Genomic DNA, 18,397 nt, shown 5'->3' with positions numbered 1-18,397 from the left:
ACCAATTAATATTTTCAATCTGTAATATAATTAAAAATAATTAATACAGAAGGAGAAATTATGAATTATAAAGTTTATTCAAAAGAAACAAAATTAGCCGTTGTTAATGAGTATTTAGTTTATAAAAAACTAAAAATACATGAAATTCAAGTCAAATATAAATTATCAACTCCAGTATTAATTTATAATTGGGTTAACCAATATCAAATTAAAGGTGAAAATGTATTCACCAAAATTTCTAAATCCCAAACTTCTCACAGGATCGATAAGAAAGATATTGAAATTAAACTATTAAACAAAGAAATTGATAAACTTAGAAAACAAGCTTTAAAAGATGAGGTTGAAAAAGAACTTTTAAAGGAGCAATTAGCCTGTGAAAAGAAATTAACAAGGGGAAAAAATAGTAAATTATTAAAATATAAGTGTTTTTTAATAGTAGAAAAATATAAGCAAAAAGGTCATCAATTAAATAAAATTATTGTTTACATAGCTATTAGCAAAACAGCATACTATTTATGAGTAAAAAAAGGTAAAAAGCAATATCAATCAAAAATTAATGATAATTTGATACAAGCAATAAACAAAATAGTTCTCATTAAAAATGAAAAAAAGTACATTAATATCACTAGTTTTGAAAAAGTAAGATTAGAGTTAAAAATAAAAAATAAAGGTCTTAAATGCAGTAAAACAAGCATAAAACAAATATTAAAAGATAATAATATTAAATTATTATTAGAACCTAAATCAACAAATAGAGTAGTAGAAAATAGTGATTTAAAAAATAATAAAGATTTATTAAAACGTAATTTTTCAAGTAATAACTTTCTTGAAAAAGTTGGTATGGATGGCACATGATTTAAAAATATAATTATTGGTGATAAAAAAACAAAATTATTAGTTGTTTTTGCTACTGATATGTACAGTAATTCAATTGTTGGCTGAAAAATAAACAAAAGTGAAAATGCCAAAACTGTGTTAAATGTGGTTAATCAAATAGAATTAGCGAGTGCTAAACAATATAATTTTACGACTATTCAATCAGATTTAGGTTTTGCTAATACAAGCGAAATTGTTAGTAAAGTTTTTAATACAAGTACTAATCTAATTCATTCAAAAAGTCTATCAGGTTTTAAAGGTAATCAAGTTAGTGAATGTTTAAATCGTTGAATTAAAAGAGATTTTAAAATGATGTTTGGTAGCACTTTTGAAAGTATGGAAAGTTTTAATAAAATATTAGAAAAATTTGTTAGATATTGAAACAATGATAGAATAGTTATTAGATTGAAAATGCCTCCAAATCAATTTGTACAGATTTGAAGACAAGAAAGTAAACTTATCTAACCAATGCCTATTTCAACTTATATGATTAACAGTAAATCTAAATAAATATAATCTGTTAAATTCTAACTAAAGGTCACACCTTGCAAGTTAATATTCCATACTCGATCACGGAAACATTTAACTGTATCAGTGCTTCAATTAATGCTTACATAAACATTTTCTTCATCATGTCAAATATGAATATAACCATGTAATTCAAGAAAGGCTCCTCAAAATCCACCATCATGATAGTAACTAAGCTCAAATATATTTTTGTTTCTATCATTACTAATATCATTAGTACTAATACTTAATTGCGAACCTGTTAATTTTTGATCAGTATAAGTATTACAATAAAGACTAAAATACGAATTATCACCAAAACTTAATTTACTAAACTTATTAGAAAAACTATCTCAATCTGGTGCATAATTTGTTCAATTAGATAATAAAGGAATATCACTGCTAGTTCAAGTAGTTTTTAATGAACCAACACTATTAGTTTCACTATAATTATAATTTAGTTGATTATTATTAATAGTACTACTATCAATAGTAAAATCAGCAACTACCTTCCCTTTATAAATAGTTTCATCACCACTAATAGTTACTTGTTGATTAGTAATATCATCTTCACTAAATTTAATTGCATCTAACTTTACATTTGGATTGCTTTTACTAATCGCAGTTTTAATTTCTTCAATATTTGGTTTTGATAATCCATTAGTTTTAATTGTTCCTAAATTTAAATTTTTAAAAGCATCACTTAAAAGTTCTGTTTTATCACAATCATAAGTAACAACAATATTATCATTGCTATAAAATTTACCATCACCTTTAATAACTGCGCTATTATCAGTAATTTTATCAACTATAATTTTGCTTACATCAAGATTATAGTTAGCGGTTTTAAGTGCTGAAACTAATTGCCCTTTACTTGGTGTATTTTGTCCAGGGATATTAAAAGTTGGTAATTTATTATTTAAAACACTATTTAAATCAATAAGTAAATTATTAATTACTACATCAGCACCAGTGTATACATATTGATTAATAGATTTAATAGTAACACTATTATTTTGCAATGTTATTTGAATAGCATTCATATTTAACCTTGAATATTGTTTTTTCAATGCACTATTAACATCTTCTAAAGTTATTACTTTTCCTCTAATAGCAATTTTATCTAATCCCTTATTAATAACGTCTTTAAGAGCAATTCTAATATCAAGATTTAAATTTAGTATTACTTTACCAGTATATTTTTTTTGATTTGTACTAGTAATAGTGGCACTATTAGCAGCAGTAATTTCTATTGCAATAAAAGAAGTATCTAACTTTTCTTGGTAAGTATCACGTAATGCTCTCATTACATCATTATTTGATGGTATATCATGACCGTTGGTCTTAACCATTAAATCTTTTTTATTAATAATAGTACTTAAATCAACACTATCATTAGTACTAAATGTAACTGTTACCTTACCAGTATAAAGAGGAATAACATCATCACCTGTAATAGTTGCTTCTTTATTAGAAATAACATCAATTTTAAGGCGATCCATTTCTAAATTAGAATATTTTTCTTGAATACGACTGCAAACAGCTTCCACAGTAGGTTTTTGACCATTCGTAGCAAAATTACCAATGGATGCTCCATCAACAATTATTGTTCTAATATCAATAGTTTGGATTTGATAAGTAATTTTAATTTTATCTTGATTATAAAAAATACCATCACCAACAACAAAAGCTAAATTAGTGGTTTTATTAATAATTATAATATTATCAGTATGAAGTTCATGATTTAAAATAAATAGTTGTGATTTTAAATCATAATCTGTAGGTATTGTTCCTCGATGTTCCTCTGGTACAATTTTTAAATCTGTTTGTATTAAATCTTTTTTTAAATCTTTTTTGAATATAGTTGGATTATTACACGCTGTTGTACTAACAGTAACTGCACTTGATAATAATAATGCACCCATAAATAATAATGGCTTTTTCATATATATACCTCATTCAAATATTATAAAAAATTAATAATTATTTTAAAGTGATTATATCATAATTTAAAAAAAATAAAATTCTTTTTTTTAAATGATTTTATTAAAAAATAGGGTGTATATATTTTACATTTTTAATGTACGTATTTTTAATGAAGGAGTTGAAACCGAAATACTTTGTACATCTTTATTAATTTTATTATTATTTTCTAATTTTTTCTTTACAAAAAATTGTTTTTTATAACATTCAAATGGCATCAGTCACTTAAGTTTACCAATTAATATTTTCAATCTGTAATATAATTAAAAATAATTAATACAGAAGGAGAAATTATGAATTATAAAGTTTATTCAAAAGAAACAAAATTAGCCGTTGTTAATGAGTATTTAGTTGATAAAAAACTAAAAATACATGAAATTCAAGTCAAATATAAATTATCAACTCCAGTATTAATTTATAATTGGGTTAACCAATATCAAATTAAAGGTGAAAATGTATTCACCAAAATTTCTAAATCCCAAACTTCTCACAGGATCGATAAGAAAGATATTGAAATTAAACTATTAAACAAAGAAATTGATAAACTTAGAAAACAAGCTTTAAAAGATGAGGTTGAAAAAGAACTTTTAAAGGAGCAATTAGCCTGTGAAAAGAAATTAACAAGGGGAAAAAATAGTAAATTATTAAAATATAAGTGTTTTTTAATAGTAGAAAAATATAAGCAAAAAGGTCATCAATTAAATAAAATTATTGTTTACATAGCTATTAGCAAAACAGCATACTATTTATGAGTAAAAAAAGGTAAAAAGCAATATCAATCAAAAATTAATGATAATTTGATACAAGCAATAAACAAAATAGTTCTCATTAAAAATGAAAAAAAGTACATTAATATCACTAGTTTTGAAAAAGTAAGATTAGAGTTAAAAATAAAAAATAAAGGTCTTAAATGCAGTAAAACAAGCATAAAACAAATATTAAAAGATAATAATATTAAATTATTATTAGAACCTAAATCAACAAATAGAGTAGTAGAAAATAGTGATTTAAAAAATAATAAAGATTTATTAAAACGTAATTTTTCAAGTAATAACTTTCTTGAAAAAGTTGGTATGGATGGCACATGATTTAAAAATATAATTATTGGTGATAAAAAAACAAAATTATTAGTTGTTTTTGCTACTGATATGTACAGTAATTCAATTGTTGGCTGAAAAATAAACAAAAGTGAAAATGCCAAAACTGTGTTAAATGTGGTTAATCAAATAGAATTAGCGAGTGCTAAACAATGTAATTTTACGACTATTCAATCAGATTTAGGTTTTGCTAATACAAGCGAAATTGTTAGTAAAGTTTTTAATACAAGTACTAATCTAATTCACTCAAAAAGTCTATCAGGTTTTAAAGGTAATCAAGTTAGTGAATGTTTAAATCGTTGAATTAAAAGAGATTTTAAAATGATGTTTGGTAGCACTTTTGAAAGTATGGAAAGTTTTAATAAAATATTAGAAAAATTTGTTAGATATTGAAACAATGATAGAATAGTTATTAGATTGAAAATGCCTCCAAATCAATTTGTACAGATTTGAAGACAAGAAAGTAAACTTATCTAACCAATGCCCCTTATCTTTAGATGAATAAACACCAAACATGGAATTCCGTCAACTGATGTTTCAAAAGAATTGGGAGTGACCTTAAAAACAGCATGGAGAATGGGTCATAAAATTAGAACACGTATTGCAAAACAAGAACCTCAATTTATTGTTGAAGGCACAGTGCAAATTGATGAAATGTATCTTTCACATATGGCTTTTAAAAAACAAGGAAGATCCTTGAAAATAAAACATTGATTGTTGGCATTTATGAAAAAACAACTAATAATTTAATTGTGAAAGTATTGAAAAATGCAAAGAGTAAAAGTCTTTTGAATTTTGCAAGAAGCCACATTTCTTCAAAATGTCATGTATATACTGATGATTGAAAAGGATATTGCGATTTCAAATTGGTTTTCCCAAAACATAAAACAGTTAATCATTAAGATGGTTATGTTTCAAAAACTGGTGTAAATACCAATCAAATTGAATCAGTTTGAAAACATATAAGAAGAACATTTAAAACACATATCAAAGTTGCAAAACATCATGTTTATTTATATGCCAAAGAAGCTGCATATAAATTCAACAAGATACCTAGTTTTGAAATCGTAATGCTGTGTTTAATTTAAAAATGTGGGGTGAAGTCCGTAGATACGCTTTTCTCAGCATTTATGTGATAAAATTAAAAAATAGTACATAAAGGGAGAAAAGCGATAATAATTTTCACCAAGGATTAAGAATAATGGTTTTTAGCATAAGCATGTATCATGCAATTAATAATCATGAAAATCCACTATTAATAACTTCAAATCAAAAATGAAAAATAAAAAAATTACAAAATTGAATAGATATCAGTATTAAAATCTGTGAAAAACAAAAATGTGCTATTGCTAAAGAAGCAAATAAATTTCAAAACTTAAATAATCTTATTGAAATACTGAAAAATTTTAAAAGTGATATTATTACAAATAAAAAATTACAAGAGGAAATAAAAACAGCAAAATCTTTTGCTGAAAATATTATTGAAATAAATAAGATTTTTAATACAAAGACAAACCCAGAAAATATAAAAAGGTGTTATATTTAAAAAATAAATTATTCTTTTATTTTAACTCTTTTGACTCAAAGTCATCAATGTTGTTACTTCTTCTTGTGTCAAATAACGATATTCACCCATTGTTAAACCTTTTAAAGTAATATTAGCAATTTGTAAACGTTTTAACGTAATTACTCTACTTCCTACTGCTTTAATCATACGTTTAACTTGTTGATTTTGCCCTTCATGAATAGTTAGATGTAGTAAAGTATTTTCTTTTTTTATATTTTTATAAATTATTTTAACAATAGCAGGAGAAGTTGTAAATGAAGATGATAAAATAATACCCTCTTGTAGTTTTTTAATAGCACTTGATGACAAAATACCACTTGCCAATACTTCATATACCTTATCTATTTTATAACGGGGATGAATAATCGCATTAGTAAATTCACCATCATTAGTCATTAACAACAAACCTGAAGTATCAAAATCTAAACGACCGACTGGGTAAATTCTACTATTAATATTAGTAAAATAATTCATTACTGTTGGTCGATTTTTAGGATCACTGACTGTTGTTAAACAATTAGGTGGTTTATAAAATGCTAAATAAATATGATTAGATTGTTGAATAATTTGATTATTAACTTTAATAACATCACTACTTGTAACTTTAAAACCTAACGTTGTAATAATTTGCCCATTAACTGTTACCTGCCCATTAATAATTAGTAATTCTGCTTTTCGTCGTGAACATACTCCAGAATTAGCAATAACTTTTTGCAAGCGTTCTAAATCATTATTCATTAGTAAAGTTGTAAATTTCTTGTTCATCATTTTGGTTATTAAATTGTGACAAAGTTGGTAATTGAGTTAAAGATTCGATATTAAAATGATCCATAAATTCATCAGTTAAATCATATAAAATTGGTTTTCCTGGTAATTCACTACGACCAATCTCGATAATTAAATTTAAACTTTTTAGTTTAAAAATAATAGAATCACAATTTACACCACGAATATCTTCAATTTGTGGTTTAGTAACTGGATGATTATAAGCAATAATAGCTAGTGTTTCTAAAGCTGCTTGTGATAAACGAATTAAAGGTTGTTGTTTTAATACTTGATAGCGATTATAATGAATAGGTTTTGTTGTTAATTTATAAAGATTACCAACTTTAATTAAACTTAAACCACTGGCATCATCATCATTTAATTTCATTTGTAAAGATGCAATTAAATTTTCAACAGTTTTTGGTTTTTTTGTTAATTCTAAATATTCAGCAAGTGTTAATAAATCAAGGCCTTCATTACCAGCAATAAATAATAAACCTTGTAAAACTGCTAATCTTTCGTTTGTTTTTCAATTGCTATTATTCATTTTTCTCACCTCAATAAATTACTGTAATTTCAGTAAAAGTATTAGTTTGTATAATATGTAACATTTGATGATTTGCAAGATCTAAAATTGCAATAAAAGTAATAATAAAATAATGTAAAGTTAATGTTTTAGTAAAAAATAATTGTTCTAAAGTAAAGTGTTGCTTGGGTTTTTTTTTCAGTAACTGTTTAATTTCTTTAGCACGATCTTCAGCTGAAATTAAGTTTAATGCTAAATTAACTGGTAATTTATTTTCATTTTGTAGTCTATTAAATAAGTTTAACATTGCTTGTGTTAATTTATTAACATTATTTTTTACCAAAATTGGTGTAATTTCATCAACTAAATATGTTTTTAAATCACTAGGTGCTTTTGTTAATAATTGGGTTCTATATAGTGCCTGTTCTTTGAAATAATTACTTATTTCTTTAAATTTTTTATATTCTAATAAACGAGCAATTAATTTTTGACGATTAACTTCATTTTCGTAAGCGCTATCTACTAGTAGTTCTTGTTTTGGTAATAATTGTTTTGATTGCAATTCTAATAAATAAGCAGCAATCGGTAAATATTCACTTACTAAATCAATATTTTCAATTAATTCTTCATTAATAAAATGAACATATTGGTTAGTAACATCATTTAGATTTAAATCTAAAATATCAATATTTTTTTCTTTAATTAAATGCAAAAGCAAATCCATTGGTCCTTGAAAAGATTCAATTGTAATTACTGGTTGTAACATTATTCTCGTTCCCTCAATATCATTTTATACTTATTAATATTAATTATAACTTAATTTAATAGTACTTTATTAATCTTTAATAAATAAAAAAACTTATTTTTAATTTTTTAATGATTAAAATAAGTTTTAAAAGTTATTATATATTTAAATATTATTATTTAACTTCACGTAATATAATATGAATATTTTCAGCATTTATTTCAAATTTTGAAGATGTATTTAGTAATAATCCTTTTAGGTCATATTTTAATTTAAATTTTAAATTAAAATAACCATTTTTTTCGTTAGGATTAAGATTAAATCCACTTTCAGGATTAGTAATAGTTATTACACTATCAGTTCATTTGGAAGCAAGAATACTATAAATTTTATTAATATTAGCAAAATAACCATTTGTTATAACTTGTTCTTTTATCTTTCCATCTTTGTCATAATCTGAATACTTGTCTGAAGCTTTTGGTAATTCCTTCACTGTATCAACTGTTTGCTCAGAAAATATTTTTGAAATTTGTGTTGTTGCATCAACAAAAGTTTGATTAATCTTAATAGCAGTAGTAGTGCTTCCAATATCACCAGTATTAAAAGTAGATTTACCATCATTACCAACTAAGAAATCAATAGTAATATTATTAATATTACCATTAAATACAATTGATTTATCATCATTATTGGTAACCGTTGCAGTTGTCATTTTAAATAAAGTTGATTTAGCATCATTTGAAAAATCACCTGAAAATACAAAACTTAAACTTAAACCAGAATATTCAACTTTATCTTTAATAGCAACATTTAAATTTTGTTTGATATATGATAATTGGGTTCTAGCAATATCTTCTTTTGAAGGTGCATCAATTTTTCCATCAATTGGTAAATTTTCGACATTAATATTTAGATTACCGTTAGTAATTTTTTGTTTAATAAAGTCTCTAATTGCATCAGCTTTTTTTTGATCACTAGTATGACTTGTATCATTATTAATTGTAATTTTAATATCTTTAGTAACTGATGGTAAATTTAAATAAGAGATTTCCGTTTTTACTCATAAATGACCATTGACTAATTCACTACCAGTTGGTAAAACAAACTTAGGTTTGTCCTTTTCATCATTATCATTATCTTTTTTTGGAACATAGTCCATAATTTTGACATGTGCATCAGGATGATATCAATTTGTTGGATGTTCATTGGTACTTTCTTTAAGTTTACTAGAAAAAAAGTTACAAATGGCAGTTTGCACAGAAGTATCTAATTCGCTAAAAATTTTACCTTTCATTTCTCCTATATTGGTATCATCTGATAAATTAAGATCAGCCTTAATTTGCAGACTACTATCAGTAACAAAAGAGGCAGCAAAATTAAGAATATCCCTTGGAGTCATTTGATTATTTTCACTACCACAAGCAACAACTGTTACCACTGGTGTTGTTGCTAAAGCAAGTGTGCCCAGTAATTTTAATAAAGATTTCACAAAAACGCTCCTTATCATTTCATTTGATTAATATTTTTAAAATACTGTAACATTATAAACAATTTTAAACTAAATTACATTATTATTTCTAAAATTATTGGTTTAATATCGTATTTTTTATTAGTAATCTGAAATGTAGAAATTGCCAAATCTAAAAATTGTTGATGAAAATGTTGATCTTTATTAGTATGAAGTTCCATAATTACACTATTTTTTTCAACTTTTTGACCATGAATTTGTTTTAAATAAATTCCTGCCACTGGATCAATGATATCAGTTTTAGTAGTTCTTCCTGCTCCTAATATTACTGATAATTCACCTAAAGCATAATTATTAGTAAAATCTAAATAGCCCGATAATTGTGCCTTAACTTTAATAATATATTTAGCTGGTGGTAATTTATCAATATTATCAAGATATTTAGTATCTCCACCTTGACTTTTAACAAAATCATAAAAAATTTGTAGTGGTTTTTCACTAGTAAACATAGCATTAGCTTTATCAATACCCTCTTTTAAGGTTTTTACCTTTTTAGCTCCCAATAAGGCTAAAGCTACTAAATTACTAACAAGAATTTTCAAATCTTCTGGTCCTTTATTTTTTAAACTTAAAATAACTTCTTGTAATTCTAGTGCATTACCAATTGTTTGTCCTAAAGGCTTATTCATATCACTAATAATAGCATAAATTTTTTTATTAAAAGCTTTACCAATATGTACCATTAACTTTGCTAATAATCTTGCGGTTACTATATCTTGAACAAAGGCACCTTTTCCGCATTTAATGTCTAGCAAAATTAAATCAGCACCCATTGCTATTTTTTTAGACATAACACTAGCAGCAATTAATGGTAATGAATCAACTGTTCCTGAAACATCACGTAATGCATATAATTTTTTATCAGCGGGCACTAAATTACTAGTTTGACTAATAATACTCATACCAACTTTATTAACAACTTTAATAAAATCTGATATTGCCAAATCACATTTAAAATTTGGAATTATTTCCAATTTATCAATAGTACCACCAGTAATACCCAATCCTCTTCCAGAAATCTTTGCAACTTTTAAGCCACAAGCAGCAGCTAATGGACCGAATACTAAACTAGTTTTATCACCAACACCACCAGTTGAATGTTTATCAATACTAAAACCAGTAATTTGTGATAAATTCATAGTTTCACCAGTATTAATAATGGCTTTTGTATATTCTACTAATTCATCATTAGTCATTCCCTGAAAATAAACAGCCATTGCTCAAGCACTAATTTGATAGTCTGGTATTGTTTCGTTGGCAATACCTTCTGTTAAAAATTTAGTTCCTCTTTGTTTAAACTTTGTCCTAATTTCTTTTTAGAAATTAAATCAATCATATACATTTTAACAAAACACCTTACTTTCTTTTTATTAAATAACAATCGCAATGGCAATTGCATTAGTTTGATTATGTGATAAAGATAAAAGTAATTGATAATTTTTGATAATAGTTATCGGTTGATTATATTGGTTATAACTAATATCAATATTTTTAAATGTTAACTTTTCTTGTGGTAATGCCTTAAAAATTGCTTCTTTTAATGCTCATCTTCCTGCCAAAAATTCTTGTTGACGTTGCAAAGAATATTGATTAAAAAGTATAATTTCTTTCTTACTTAAAATTCTTTTAGCAAGCTCTTCAATATTTTCTATTCGATTTACTTCAATAATATCTATACCTACACTACGCATTGTTAACTCCTTATATAAAATAAAAGGTTAAAACCCTAAAATCCTTGTTTTTATTATATAATTAATATGAAAGAAAGTGTGATATTAATTTCAATAAATCAAATAAATTTTGAAAAGATGGTGGTATATTAATGACATTTTACTTAAATCAAAAACAAAAATCATTAATTAAAGAACACTACCAAAACTATAAAGTTGATAATAAAAATAGTAGTTATGAATTATTTCAATATCATAATATAACAATTGAAATTTATCAAGAAAAAGTTATTTTTAAAGGTACTAAAGAAGATATTATTGCAGAATATCGTAGTATTTGAAATCAACTTGATGAAAATCAATCACCAGTCATTGGCAATGCTGAATTTGGTATTAATAATTTTTTTGGTCCACTTGTTATTATTAGTTCTTATATTGGTTCGGGTAATTTAGAAAAATTACGTTTACTTAACATTCGTGATTATAAAGACTTATCACAAAGTAAATTTATTGAATTAGCACAAGATATTATGAAAACAATTATTTTTGAGTCAGTAATCATTAACAATCGTAAATATAATCAATGAATTGATGCGGGTTATAGCCCTAATATTATTAAAACCTGAGGAGAAAATCAAGCATTAGTTCGTATGTTACAACATAGAATTCAATATGATACTATAGTTATTGATCAATATATTAGTGAAGATACATATTATAAATACATTGAAAATATGAAAGATAATCGTAATAAAATTATTAAAGATAAAGTTCAATTTGTTACTAATGCAGAAAGTAAGTATTTAGCTATCGCTTGTAGTATTATTATTAGTCGCTATTTATTTTTAGAAGAAGTTAAAAAAATAAAAGGTGTTGATACTAATACAATTCCATTAGGTAGTGGAAAAGAAGTTAATATATTTTTAGAAAAAATTAAAAATGAAAAAACAATTGAATTTAATAAATTTCTTGAACGTCATAGCAAAAAATCATTTACTGAATTTTTTAAATAAATAATTAAAAGAATACTTAAAACTTAATTTTTATTAACTATATATAAAAAGATATTTTTTATTTAAAAACTATTAAATAAATGATATAATCCAAATCAGATATATGTTTAAATATATTTTTAAGTCCTATTTTGTTTATATAAACAAAATAGGACTTTTATACTTAAAGGAGAAAAATAAAATGCCAAAAGAAGAAAAAAAACCTTTATTAGAAAAAAATAAACATACTAATTATGGAATTACCCATCAACAACCTTCTATAAATGATAGTAATTCAAGTAGTACTGAAAGTCTTAATAGTTCAAGTACAATCATCGAAATAGAAGATAGTGAAGAAAATAATTGAATAAATTGTAGTAGTCGTTATGGAGGGTCAACAAAAAAAAAAAACTAGATGATAAAGGAAATTGAAAATATGAAACTGAAATTAGAGATAACTTTGGTAATTTAACTATTATTAATGAAAGCACTATAATTATTAATAACAATCAATATTGAAAAAAAGTAACATGTGTTGAAAGAAATGAAACATTGGTTTTGGAATTATTAAAAATAAATTTTAGTAAAAATACAATAGAAGTATATAAAAAAGAATACAATGATGCTGATGAATATATTGATGATAATTTAGATTTAAAAACTTTTCAAAAAAAAGAAAGAAAATTATCACCTGAAAATCAATTCTTAGAAGGTATTACTATAAAAACTATTAATAATATTAATAAATTTATAACAAATACCAACTCACTTAATGAACAATTAAAATTATTTAAAGAAAATTCTAATAATAGAGATTTAAATGTTTTATTAAAATTATATAAATATTTAACAATAATACAAAATTTTATTGATCAAACAAAACCAGGAATAATAAGAAATATTGCATATAAATTTTTAGGATTATTAGAAATTTATATTGGACTTACTGGTAAAAATTTACAAAGAGTAGTTTCTAATTTTCCCATTGATGGTAAAGAACATACATCCCAAGATTATATTGATGCTATATTTTGAAATTGACAAAATTATGTTATGGTATTACTTGATACTGCACTTGGCACATTTTTCACTTCAGCAGCTTCAAGTTGATCACGAGATGTTTTTTTTAATAAAAAAAATAAAACAAATCCCATTGAAATCAATCAATTTAATACCAGTGACTTTGAAAAATATAAAGAAATATTCGAAACATTTTTATTTGAAGAATACCATCAAAAATTAATGAAATATTTTTCAAATATTTCCATACTTAATGATTTGATACAAAAGTTTAATAAAATTGAAAATTGTATAGAAACAGAATTTGAATATCATCCAAATTTTAAAAAAGAAATTGAACGAATTAAAAAACTAATTATTAATTCACAAACAGAAAATAATAGTGATAATAATGATATTGAAATTAAACAGGTAATATCTTTAGCAAATAAAACAATTAAAACTATGGAACAACAAAATAATAAACCAATAGCATTGGTAAAAAATTGAGGACGTAATCTTTTAGTTAATTTAACTTTAGAAACACTAACATGAGCAGGTAGCCATATTATTCTAACCGGCTCATCAGAAAATACTTCTAAAGAAGATTTTAATTTACATGATTGAATCACTAAAGACATTTTTACTACAGGTGCTTTAGCAGCAAATATAAGTCGTTATTTTGTTATGAGACCAATTAATAATATTTTTAAATCAGGTTTAACAAACTTAGGAATTCCAACTAATCTTTGTCCTGAAAAACTTTCAAAATGAGTTGAAAAACAAACTAGATATAAAAAAATATTAATGGCAATCCCTTTATTTTTATCAGTCACTTGTACTGTTAATGCTGTTAAAACAGAAGCTGCATTAGTTACTGAATATGGATTTAAAAAAGCCACAAAATTATTTTATGAAAAATTTGTTAGATGAACAACATTAGGATTTTCAATTGGTGTAACAGCAATTGATATGATTGCTTTTGCTATTTCTGATTTTTATAAAGATGTATTTAATCAACCAATAACTATAAAAAAAATAACAGAAATATTAACTAGTTGTTGTGGATTTACTAAAAAAGAAGCAGTTTTTCTTGAAAAACATTTAGAAAAATTAGAAAACAATGGAAAATTCACAACTTTTGATGAATTGTTTAAAAAATATCAGGAAGAAGAATTTGAAGATTCTGGTATTGAAGAAATTTTATCACAACAAATAGAAGCAGAAAAATCATCAAATGGAAAAGAAACTGATGACGAAACATCAATAAAAGAATTTCCTATTGACAATCCATATGAATTTGCAAATGATATAAATAACCAACCATCGACAAGTACAGGAATATACCATCCAATGCCATTCAATTAAAAATACTATTTAAACTTAATTTTTAGTCACTCTTTTAAAAAGAGTGATTTTTTTAATATTTTATATTTATTTTTTTTCTAAAAAATGTACACTTATTTTAGGTATTTTAGATGTATAAGAATAAATATGCCAAAAAAAGTAGTAAGAAAGGGATTTTTATGGATGAAAAAAATAAAAGAGAAAAAGAAATAGCAAAAATAAAAGAAAAATTTGCAGCTAATAAAATAAGAAAAGAAGCAGAAAAAGCTGAAAAAGAAAGACAACAACAAGAAATCGAAAATAAGAAAAAAAATGAAAATAAAAAAACTTTATAAAATTAATATTTAAAGAAAAAATCACTTAATAATTAAGTGATTTTTTTATAAAAATGAACAATTTTAATATTTTGGTTTTCTTTTTCATTTTGAATTATTATCAACATTACGTTTAAAATCATTTCTATTGTTATGAGATGAAAAATTTAATTTAGTCTGTACTTTAACAACATTTTTAGGTAAATCTCAATCTGTAGTATCTAGTAAAGTAATTTCATGATTTTGATAATATTGAATTTCTTGAATTTCATTATATTGAACTCTATTACTTACTAAAGTAATAGCAGTCCCTTGTGCTCCAGCACGAGCTGTTCTACCAATACGATGAGTATAGTATTCATATTCACGTGGAATATCATAATTAAAAACATAATCAATACCATTAATGTCAATTCCTCTAGCAACAACATCAGTAGCAATTAGTACTCTAACCTTACCATTTTTAAATTGTCTCATTGCTTCCATACGTTCTCTTTGACTTTTATCACCATTAATAACAGCGCATTTAATATTATTTTGTTCTAATAATTGTGCAATTTTATTAGTAAAAGCTTTTGTATTTGAAAAAACAATACTTAATTGTGGTTGTAATTTTTGATATAAAGCAACTAATGCAGTTTCTTTTGTTATATTACGACAATCAAAATAATATTGTTTAATATTTGCTTGTTGTAATTTTTGACTTTCATCTTCAACAGTAATACTAACTGGATTATTTTGATAATCATCAGCAATTTTTAAAACTGGTTTAGACATTGTTGCTGAAAAAAGAACAGTTTGAATATTTTGTGGTGAATTTTCAAATAAGAAATCAATATCTTTTTTAAATCCCATTTTTAACATTTCATCTGCTTCATCTAAAACTAATGTTTTAATTGAATTTAATCTTAAACTACCGCGATTAATATGATCAGTAATTCTTCCTGGTGTTCCAACAACTATGTTACTAGTTCTTAAATCATATAATTGATTTCTAATATTAACACCACCACATAATAAAGCAACATTAACACCATTTAAAAAATAAGCATATTTTTTTACTTGTTTAGCAACTTGGATTGCTAATTCTCTAGTTGGACAAACAATAATGGCTTGATTACGATATAATTTTATATCTAAATTATGTAATATAGGTAAGACAAAGGCAGCAGTTTTTCCCGTTCCAGTATGACTTTTTCCAATAATATCTTTTTTTTGTAAAGAAACTGGAATTGTCTTCTTTTGAATCGGTGTTGGGGTAGTATAACCTCATTTAGCAATAGCAGCAGTTAATTCTTGTTTTAAATTTAGTTCTGTAAAACTCATATATTTCTCCTTAAAAATAAATTTTGAATAAATTTAGAAAAAATGATAATTATAACCTGAAAAATAACCTCTAAAAGAGGATTATTTTAAAAAAGGATTAGTTTTATTTATTATTTATATATACTTACATTTTAAAGTATTAATTCATCTAATTTTTCTAAAATTAAAAGTTGTCAAATAATTTCATGATATTATTTATTTCTTTGACATCATTAACAACTTTTTGATATTTTTTTATCAATCATATCTTAAAAGAAAATTGCGAATTAATCAACAACTTAAATATAATACACTATTTTTAATTAAATGTAAAGATAAATTTATAGAAATGAAAATATAAAAATAATAATTAAAATACTATGCAAATTTTTAAATTCATTAAAATTAAAAATTTAAATTATATTAGAAATTTTTTATCATAACAAAACATTTTGAAAAATAATATAACGCTTTTCTCAGCATTTATGTGATAAAATTAAAAAAAATAGTACATAAAGGGAGAAAAGCGTTATTAAATTATTATTAGAACCTAAATCAACAAATAGAGTAGTAGAAAATAGTGATTTAAAAAATAATAAAGATTTATTAAAACGTAATTTTTCAAGTAATAACTTTCTTGAAAAAGTTGGTATGGATGGCACATGATTTAAAAATATAATTATTGGTGATAAAAAAACAAAATTATTAGTTGTTTTTGCTACTGATATGTACAGTAATTCAATTGTTGGCTGAAAAATAAACAAAAGTGAAAATGCCAAAACTGTGTTAAATGTGGTTAATCAAATAGAATTAGCGAGTGCTAAACAATGTAATTTTACGACTATTCAATCAGATTTAGGTTCTGCTAATACAAGCGAAATTGTTAGTAAAGTTTTTAATACAAGTACTAATCTAATTCATTCAAAAAGTCTATCAGGTTTTAAAGGTAATCAAGTTAGTGAATGTTTAAATCGTTGAATTAAAAGAGATTTTAAAATGATGTTTGGTAGCACTTTTGAAAGTATGGAAAGTTTTAATAAAATATTAGAAAAATTTGTTAGATATTGAAACAATGATAGAATAGTTATTAGATTGAAAATGCCTCCAAATCAATTTGTACAGATTTGAAGACAAGAAAGTAAACTTATCTAACCAATGCCATTGAAAAGGATATTGCGATTTCAAATTGGTTTTCCCAAAACATAAAACAGTTAACCATCAAGATGGTTATGTTTCAAAAACTGGTGTAAATACCAATCAAATTGAATCAGTTTGAAAACATATAAGAAGAACATTTAAAACACATATCAAAGTTGCAAAACATTATGTTTATTTATATGCCAAAGAAGTTGCATATAAATTCAATAAGATACCTAGTTTTGAAATTGTAATGCTGTGTTTAATTTAAAAATGTGGGGAAAAGTCCGTAGATACGTTTTTCTCAACATTTATGTGATAAAATTAAAAAATAGTACATAAAGGGAGAAAAGCGATTATTTATTTGATTTGTATGATCAGCGTTAGCATTATGCGCTATTATAACATTAGCTATATATAAATATCCGTTTTTGGAAGCTCATATTAAAGCTGTATCACCATAACAATTTTCATGATTAATATTAGCAAAATTATCAATTAAGAGATTAATGATTTCATGGTATCCGTTTCTGGCAGCTAAGATTAAAGGAGTTTCATCATTATCTTCATTTATGTGATTAACATTGGCATTATGTGTTATTAATACATTAACGATATTTAATTGTCCATTTCAGGCAGCTAGTGTTAAAGCACTAAAATTATTTATAGTTAAATAATTAACATCAGCACCATTATTTGTCAGTAAAATATTAATTGTATCTAAATCACCATTTCAAGCACTATTTATTAATTTTTCATTTAAATCATTATTCATGTTTTTTTCTCCTTTAACAATAAAAAACCCATTTACTTTGTAAATATTAAAATAAGTAACCGATAAAAGTCTATAATCTTTATAAGAATATTATATTTATTTTTTTTATGATTCAATTATTAACTTTTAAATTAGTTAAAAGTTAATAATTTTTTTATTTTATAACTGTTTTATTAATAATTAAAAATTATTAGATAAATATTTATTTTAAATATATTATATTAAATTTTGTATAGGAACCTTTAACTTTAAATTATAAAATTG

The 18,397-nt window shown here is 23.9% G+C and carries 21 protein-coding genes; 11 read left to right on the top strand and 10 right to left on the bottom strand.

Going from position 1 to position 18,397, the window contains the following annotated elements:
* The first annotated feature begins 60 nt into the window (after positions 1–60).
* Positions 61–1,341: an IS3 family transposase gene (locus tag AAHM85_RS02585; protein WP_342260881.1), complete on the top strand. Its 1,281-nt coding sequence runs from the start codon at positions 61–63 to the stop codon at positions 1,339–1,341.
* Positions 1,342–1,403: 62 nt separating this feature from the next.
* Here AAHM85_RS02585 and AAHM85_RS02580 read toward each other — a convergent pair whose 3' ends face one another.
* A complete protein-coding gene (locus AAHM85_RS02580) occupies positions 1,404–3,329 on the bottom strand; it encodes a hypothetical protein (protein ID WP_342260880.1) in 1,926 nt (641 codons plus the stop codon).
* Between the two features lie 123 nt (positions 3,330–3,452).
* Entirely contained in the window at positions 3,453–3,584 is a 132-nt protein-coding gene (locus AAHM85_RS02575) for a hypothetical protein (RefSeq protein ID WP_342260879.1), read from the bottom strand.
* A 75-nt stretch (positions 3,585–3,659) separates the two neighbouring features.
* On the opposite strand from AAHM85_RS02575, the gene AAHM85_RS02570 reads away from it, so the two are divergent.
* The 4 genes from AAHM85_RS02570 to AAHM85_RS02555 all read left to right on the top strand — a co-directional run bounded on the left by AAHM85_RS02570 (position 3,660) and on the right by AAHM85_RS02555 (position 6,009).
* A complete protein-coding gene (locus tag AAHM85_RS02570) occupies positions 3,660–4,940 on the top strand; it encodes an IS3 family transposase (RefSeq protein WP_342260878.1) in 1,281 nt (426 codons plus the stop codon).
* A gap of 3 nt (positions 4,941–4,943) precedes the next feature.
* Positions 4,944–5,213 (top strand): hypothetical protein, encoded by a 270-nt coding sequence (locus tag AAHM85_RS02565; RefSeq protein WP_342260877.1) that lies wholly within the window; start codon positions 4,944–4,946, stop codon positions 5,211–5,213.
* On the top strand, positions 5,174–5,365 hold the full coding sequence (locus tag AAHM85_RS02560) for a transposase (protein WP_342260876.1): 192 nt from the start codon (positions 5,174–5,176) through the stop codon (positions 5,363–5,365). The genes AAHM85_RS02565 and AAHM85_RS02560 overlap by 40 nt, the downstream gene beginning before the upstream one ends.
* 299 nt (positions 5,366–5,664) lie before the next feature.
* Complete coding sequence (locus tag AAHM85_RS02555; protein ID WP_342260875.1) at positions 5,665–6,009, top strand: hypothetical protein; 345 nt, start codon at positions 5,665–5,667, stop codon at positions 6,007–6,009.
* Positions 6,010–6,030: 21 nt separating this feature from the next.
* Here the strand turns inward: AAHM85_RS02555 and AAHM85_RS02550 are convergent, their stop codons facing one another.
* From AAHM85_RS02550 to acpS, 6 genes are all read right to left on the bottom strand, one after another.
* Positions 6,031–6,768, bottom strand: coding sequence for a pseudouridine synthase (locus tag AAHM85_RS02550; RefSeq protein WP_342260874.1), 738 nt, complete (start codon positions 6,766–6,768; stop codon positions 6,031–6,033).
* Positions 6,761–7,342: an SMC-Scp complex subunit ScpB gene (gene scpB / locus AAHM85_RS02545; RefSeq protein WP_342260873.1), complete on the bottom strand. Its 582-nt coding sequence runs from the start codon at positions 7,340–7,342 to the stop codon at positions 6,761–6,763. Before scpB ends, AAHM85_RS02550 begins: the two co-directional genes overlap by 8 nt.
* On the bottom strand, positions 7,335–8,087 hold the full coding sequence (locus tag AAHM85_RS02540) for a segregation/condensation protein A (protein WP_342260872.1): 753 nt from the start codon (positions 8,085–8,087) through the stop codon (positions 7,335–7,337). Before AAHM85_RS02540 ends, scpB begins: the two co-directional genes overlap by 8 nt.
* A 154-nt stretch (positions 8,088–8,241) precedes the next feature.
* Positions 8,242–9,555: a hypothetical protein gene (locus tag AAHM85_RS02535; RefSeq protein WP_342260871.1), complete on the bottom strand. Its 1,314-nt coding sequence runs from the start codon at positions 9,553–9,555 to the stop codon at positions 8,242–8,244.
* A 74-nt stretch (positions 9,556–9,629) separates the two neighbouring features.
* Positions 9,630–10,841, bottom strand: a complete 1,212-nt coding sequence (locus tag AAHM85_RS02530) for a thymidine phosphorylase (RefSeq protein WP_342261691.1) — start codon at positions 10,839–10,841, stop codon at positions 9,630–9,632.
* Positions 10,842–10,964: 123 nt separating this feature from the next.
* Positions 10,965–11,285 carry a holo-ACP synthase gene (gene acpS, locus AAHM85_RS02525; RefSeq protein WP_342218986.1) on the bottom strand — a complete coding sequence of 107 codons (321 nt, stop codon included), beginning with the start codon at positions 11,283–11,285 and terminating at the stop codon, positions 10,965–10,967.
* A gap of 131 nt (positions 11,286–11,416) precedes the next feature.
* On the opposite strand from acpS, the gene AAHM85_RS02520 reads away from it, so the two are divergent.
* From AAHM85_RS02520 to AAHM85_RS02505, 4 genes are all read left to right on the top strand, one after another.
* Positions 11,417–12,277, top strand: coding sequence for a ribonuclease HIII (locus AAHM85_RS02520; protein WP_342260870.1), 861 nt, complete (start codon positions 11,417–11,419; stop codon positions 12,275–12,277).
* A gap of 181 nt (positions 12,278–12,458) precedes the next feature.
* Positions 12,459–12,671 carry a hypothetical protein gene (locus AAHM85_RS02515; RefSeq protein WP_342260869.1) on the top strand — a complete coding sequence of 71 codons (213 nt, stop codon included), beginning with the start codon at positions 12,459–12,461 and terminating at the stop codon, positions 12,669–12,671.
* A 137-nt stretch (positions 12,672–12,808) separates the two neighbouring features.
* Complete coding sequence (locus AAHM85_RS02510; RefSeq protein WP_342260868.1) at positions 12,809–14,623, top strand: hypothetical protein; 1,815 nt, start codon at positions 12,809–12,811, stop codon at positions 14,621–14,623.
* Between the two features lie 110 nt (positions 14,624–14,733).
* Positions 14,734–14,937, top strand: coding sequence for a hypothetical protein (locus AAHM85_RS02505; protein WP_342260867.1), 204 nt, complete (start codon positions 14,734–14,736; stop codon positions 14,935–14,937).
* Positions 14,938–15,000: 63 nt separating this feature from the next.
* Here AAHM85_RS02505 and AAHM85_RS02500 read toward each other — a convergent pair whose 3' ends face one another.
* A complete protein-coding gene (locus tag AAHM85_RS02500; protein ID WP_342260866.1) occupies positions 15,001–16,242 on the bottom strand; it encodes a DEAD/DEAH box helicase in 1,242 nt (413 codons plus the stop codon).
* Between the two features lie 630 nt (positions 16,243–16,872).
* Between AAHM85_RS02500 and AAHM85_RS02495 the strand changes: the two genes are divergently transcribed.
* The gene (locus AAHM85_RS02495) at positions 16,873–17,373 is read left to right on the top strand and encodes an IS3 family transposase (protein WP_342260865.1); all 501 of its coding nucleotides are present in this window, start codon (positions 16,873–16,875) and stop codon (positions 17,371–17,373) included.
* Positions 17,336–17,629 (top strand): transposase, encoded by a 294-nt coding sequence (locus AAHM85_RS02490; protein ID WP_342260864.1) that lies wholly within the window; start codon positions 17,336–17,338, stop codon positions 17,627–17,629. The genes AAHM85_RS02495 and AAHM85_RS02490 overlap by 38 nt, the downstream gene beginning before the upstream one ends.
* Here AAHM85_RS02490 and AAHM85_RS02485 read toward each other — a convergent pair.
* Positions 17,621–18,133, bottom strand: coding sequence for an ankyrin repeat domain-containing protein (locus tag AAHM85_RS02485; protein ID WP_342260863.1), 513 nt, complete (start codon positions 18,131–18,133; stop codon positions 17,621–17,623). The two genes, AAHM85_RS02490 and AAHM85_RS02485, sit on opposite strands and share 9 nt — an antisense overlap.
* Positions 18,134–18,397: the final 264 nt, after the last annotated feature.

The sequence above is a fragment of the Spiroplasma endosymbiont of Notiophilus biguttatus genome (genome assembly GCF_964030985.1).
Lineage (GTDB): Bacteria > Bacillota_I > Bacilli_A > Mycoplasmatales > VBWQ01 > Spiroplasma_E > Spiroplasma_E ixodetis_A.
This window is presented reverse-complemented; position numbering and strand designations above follow the sequence as displayed.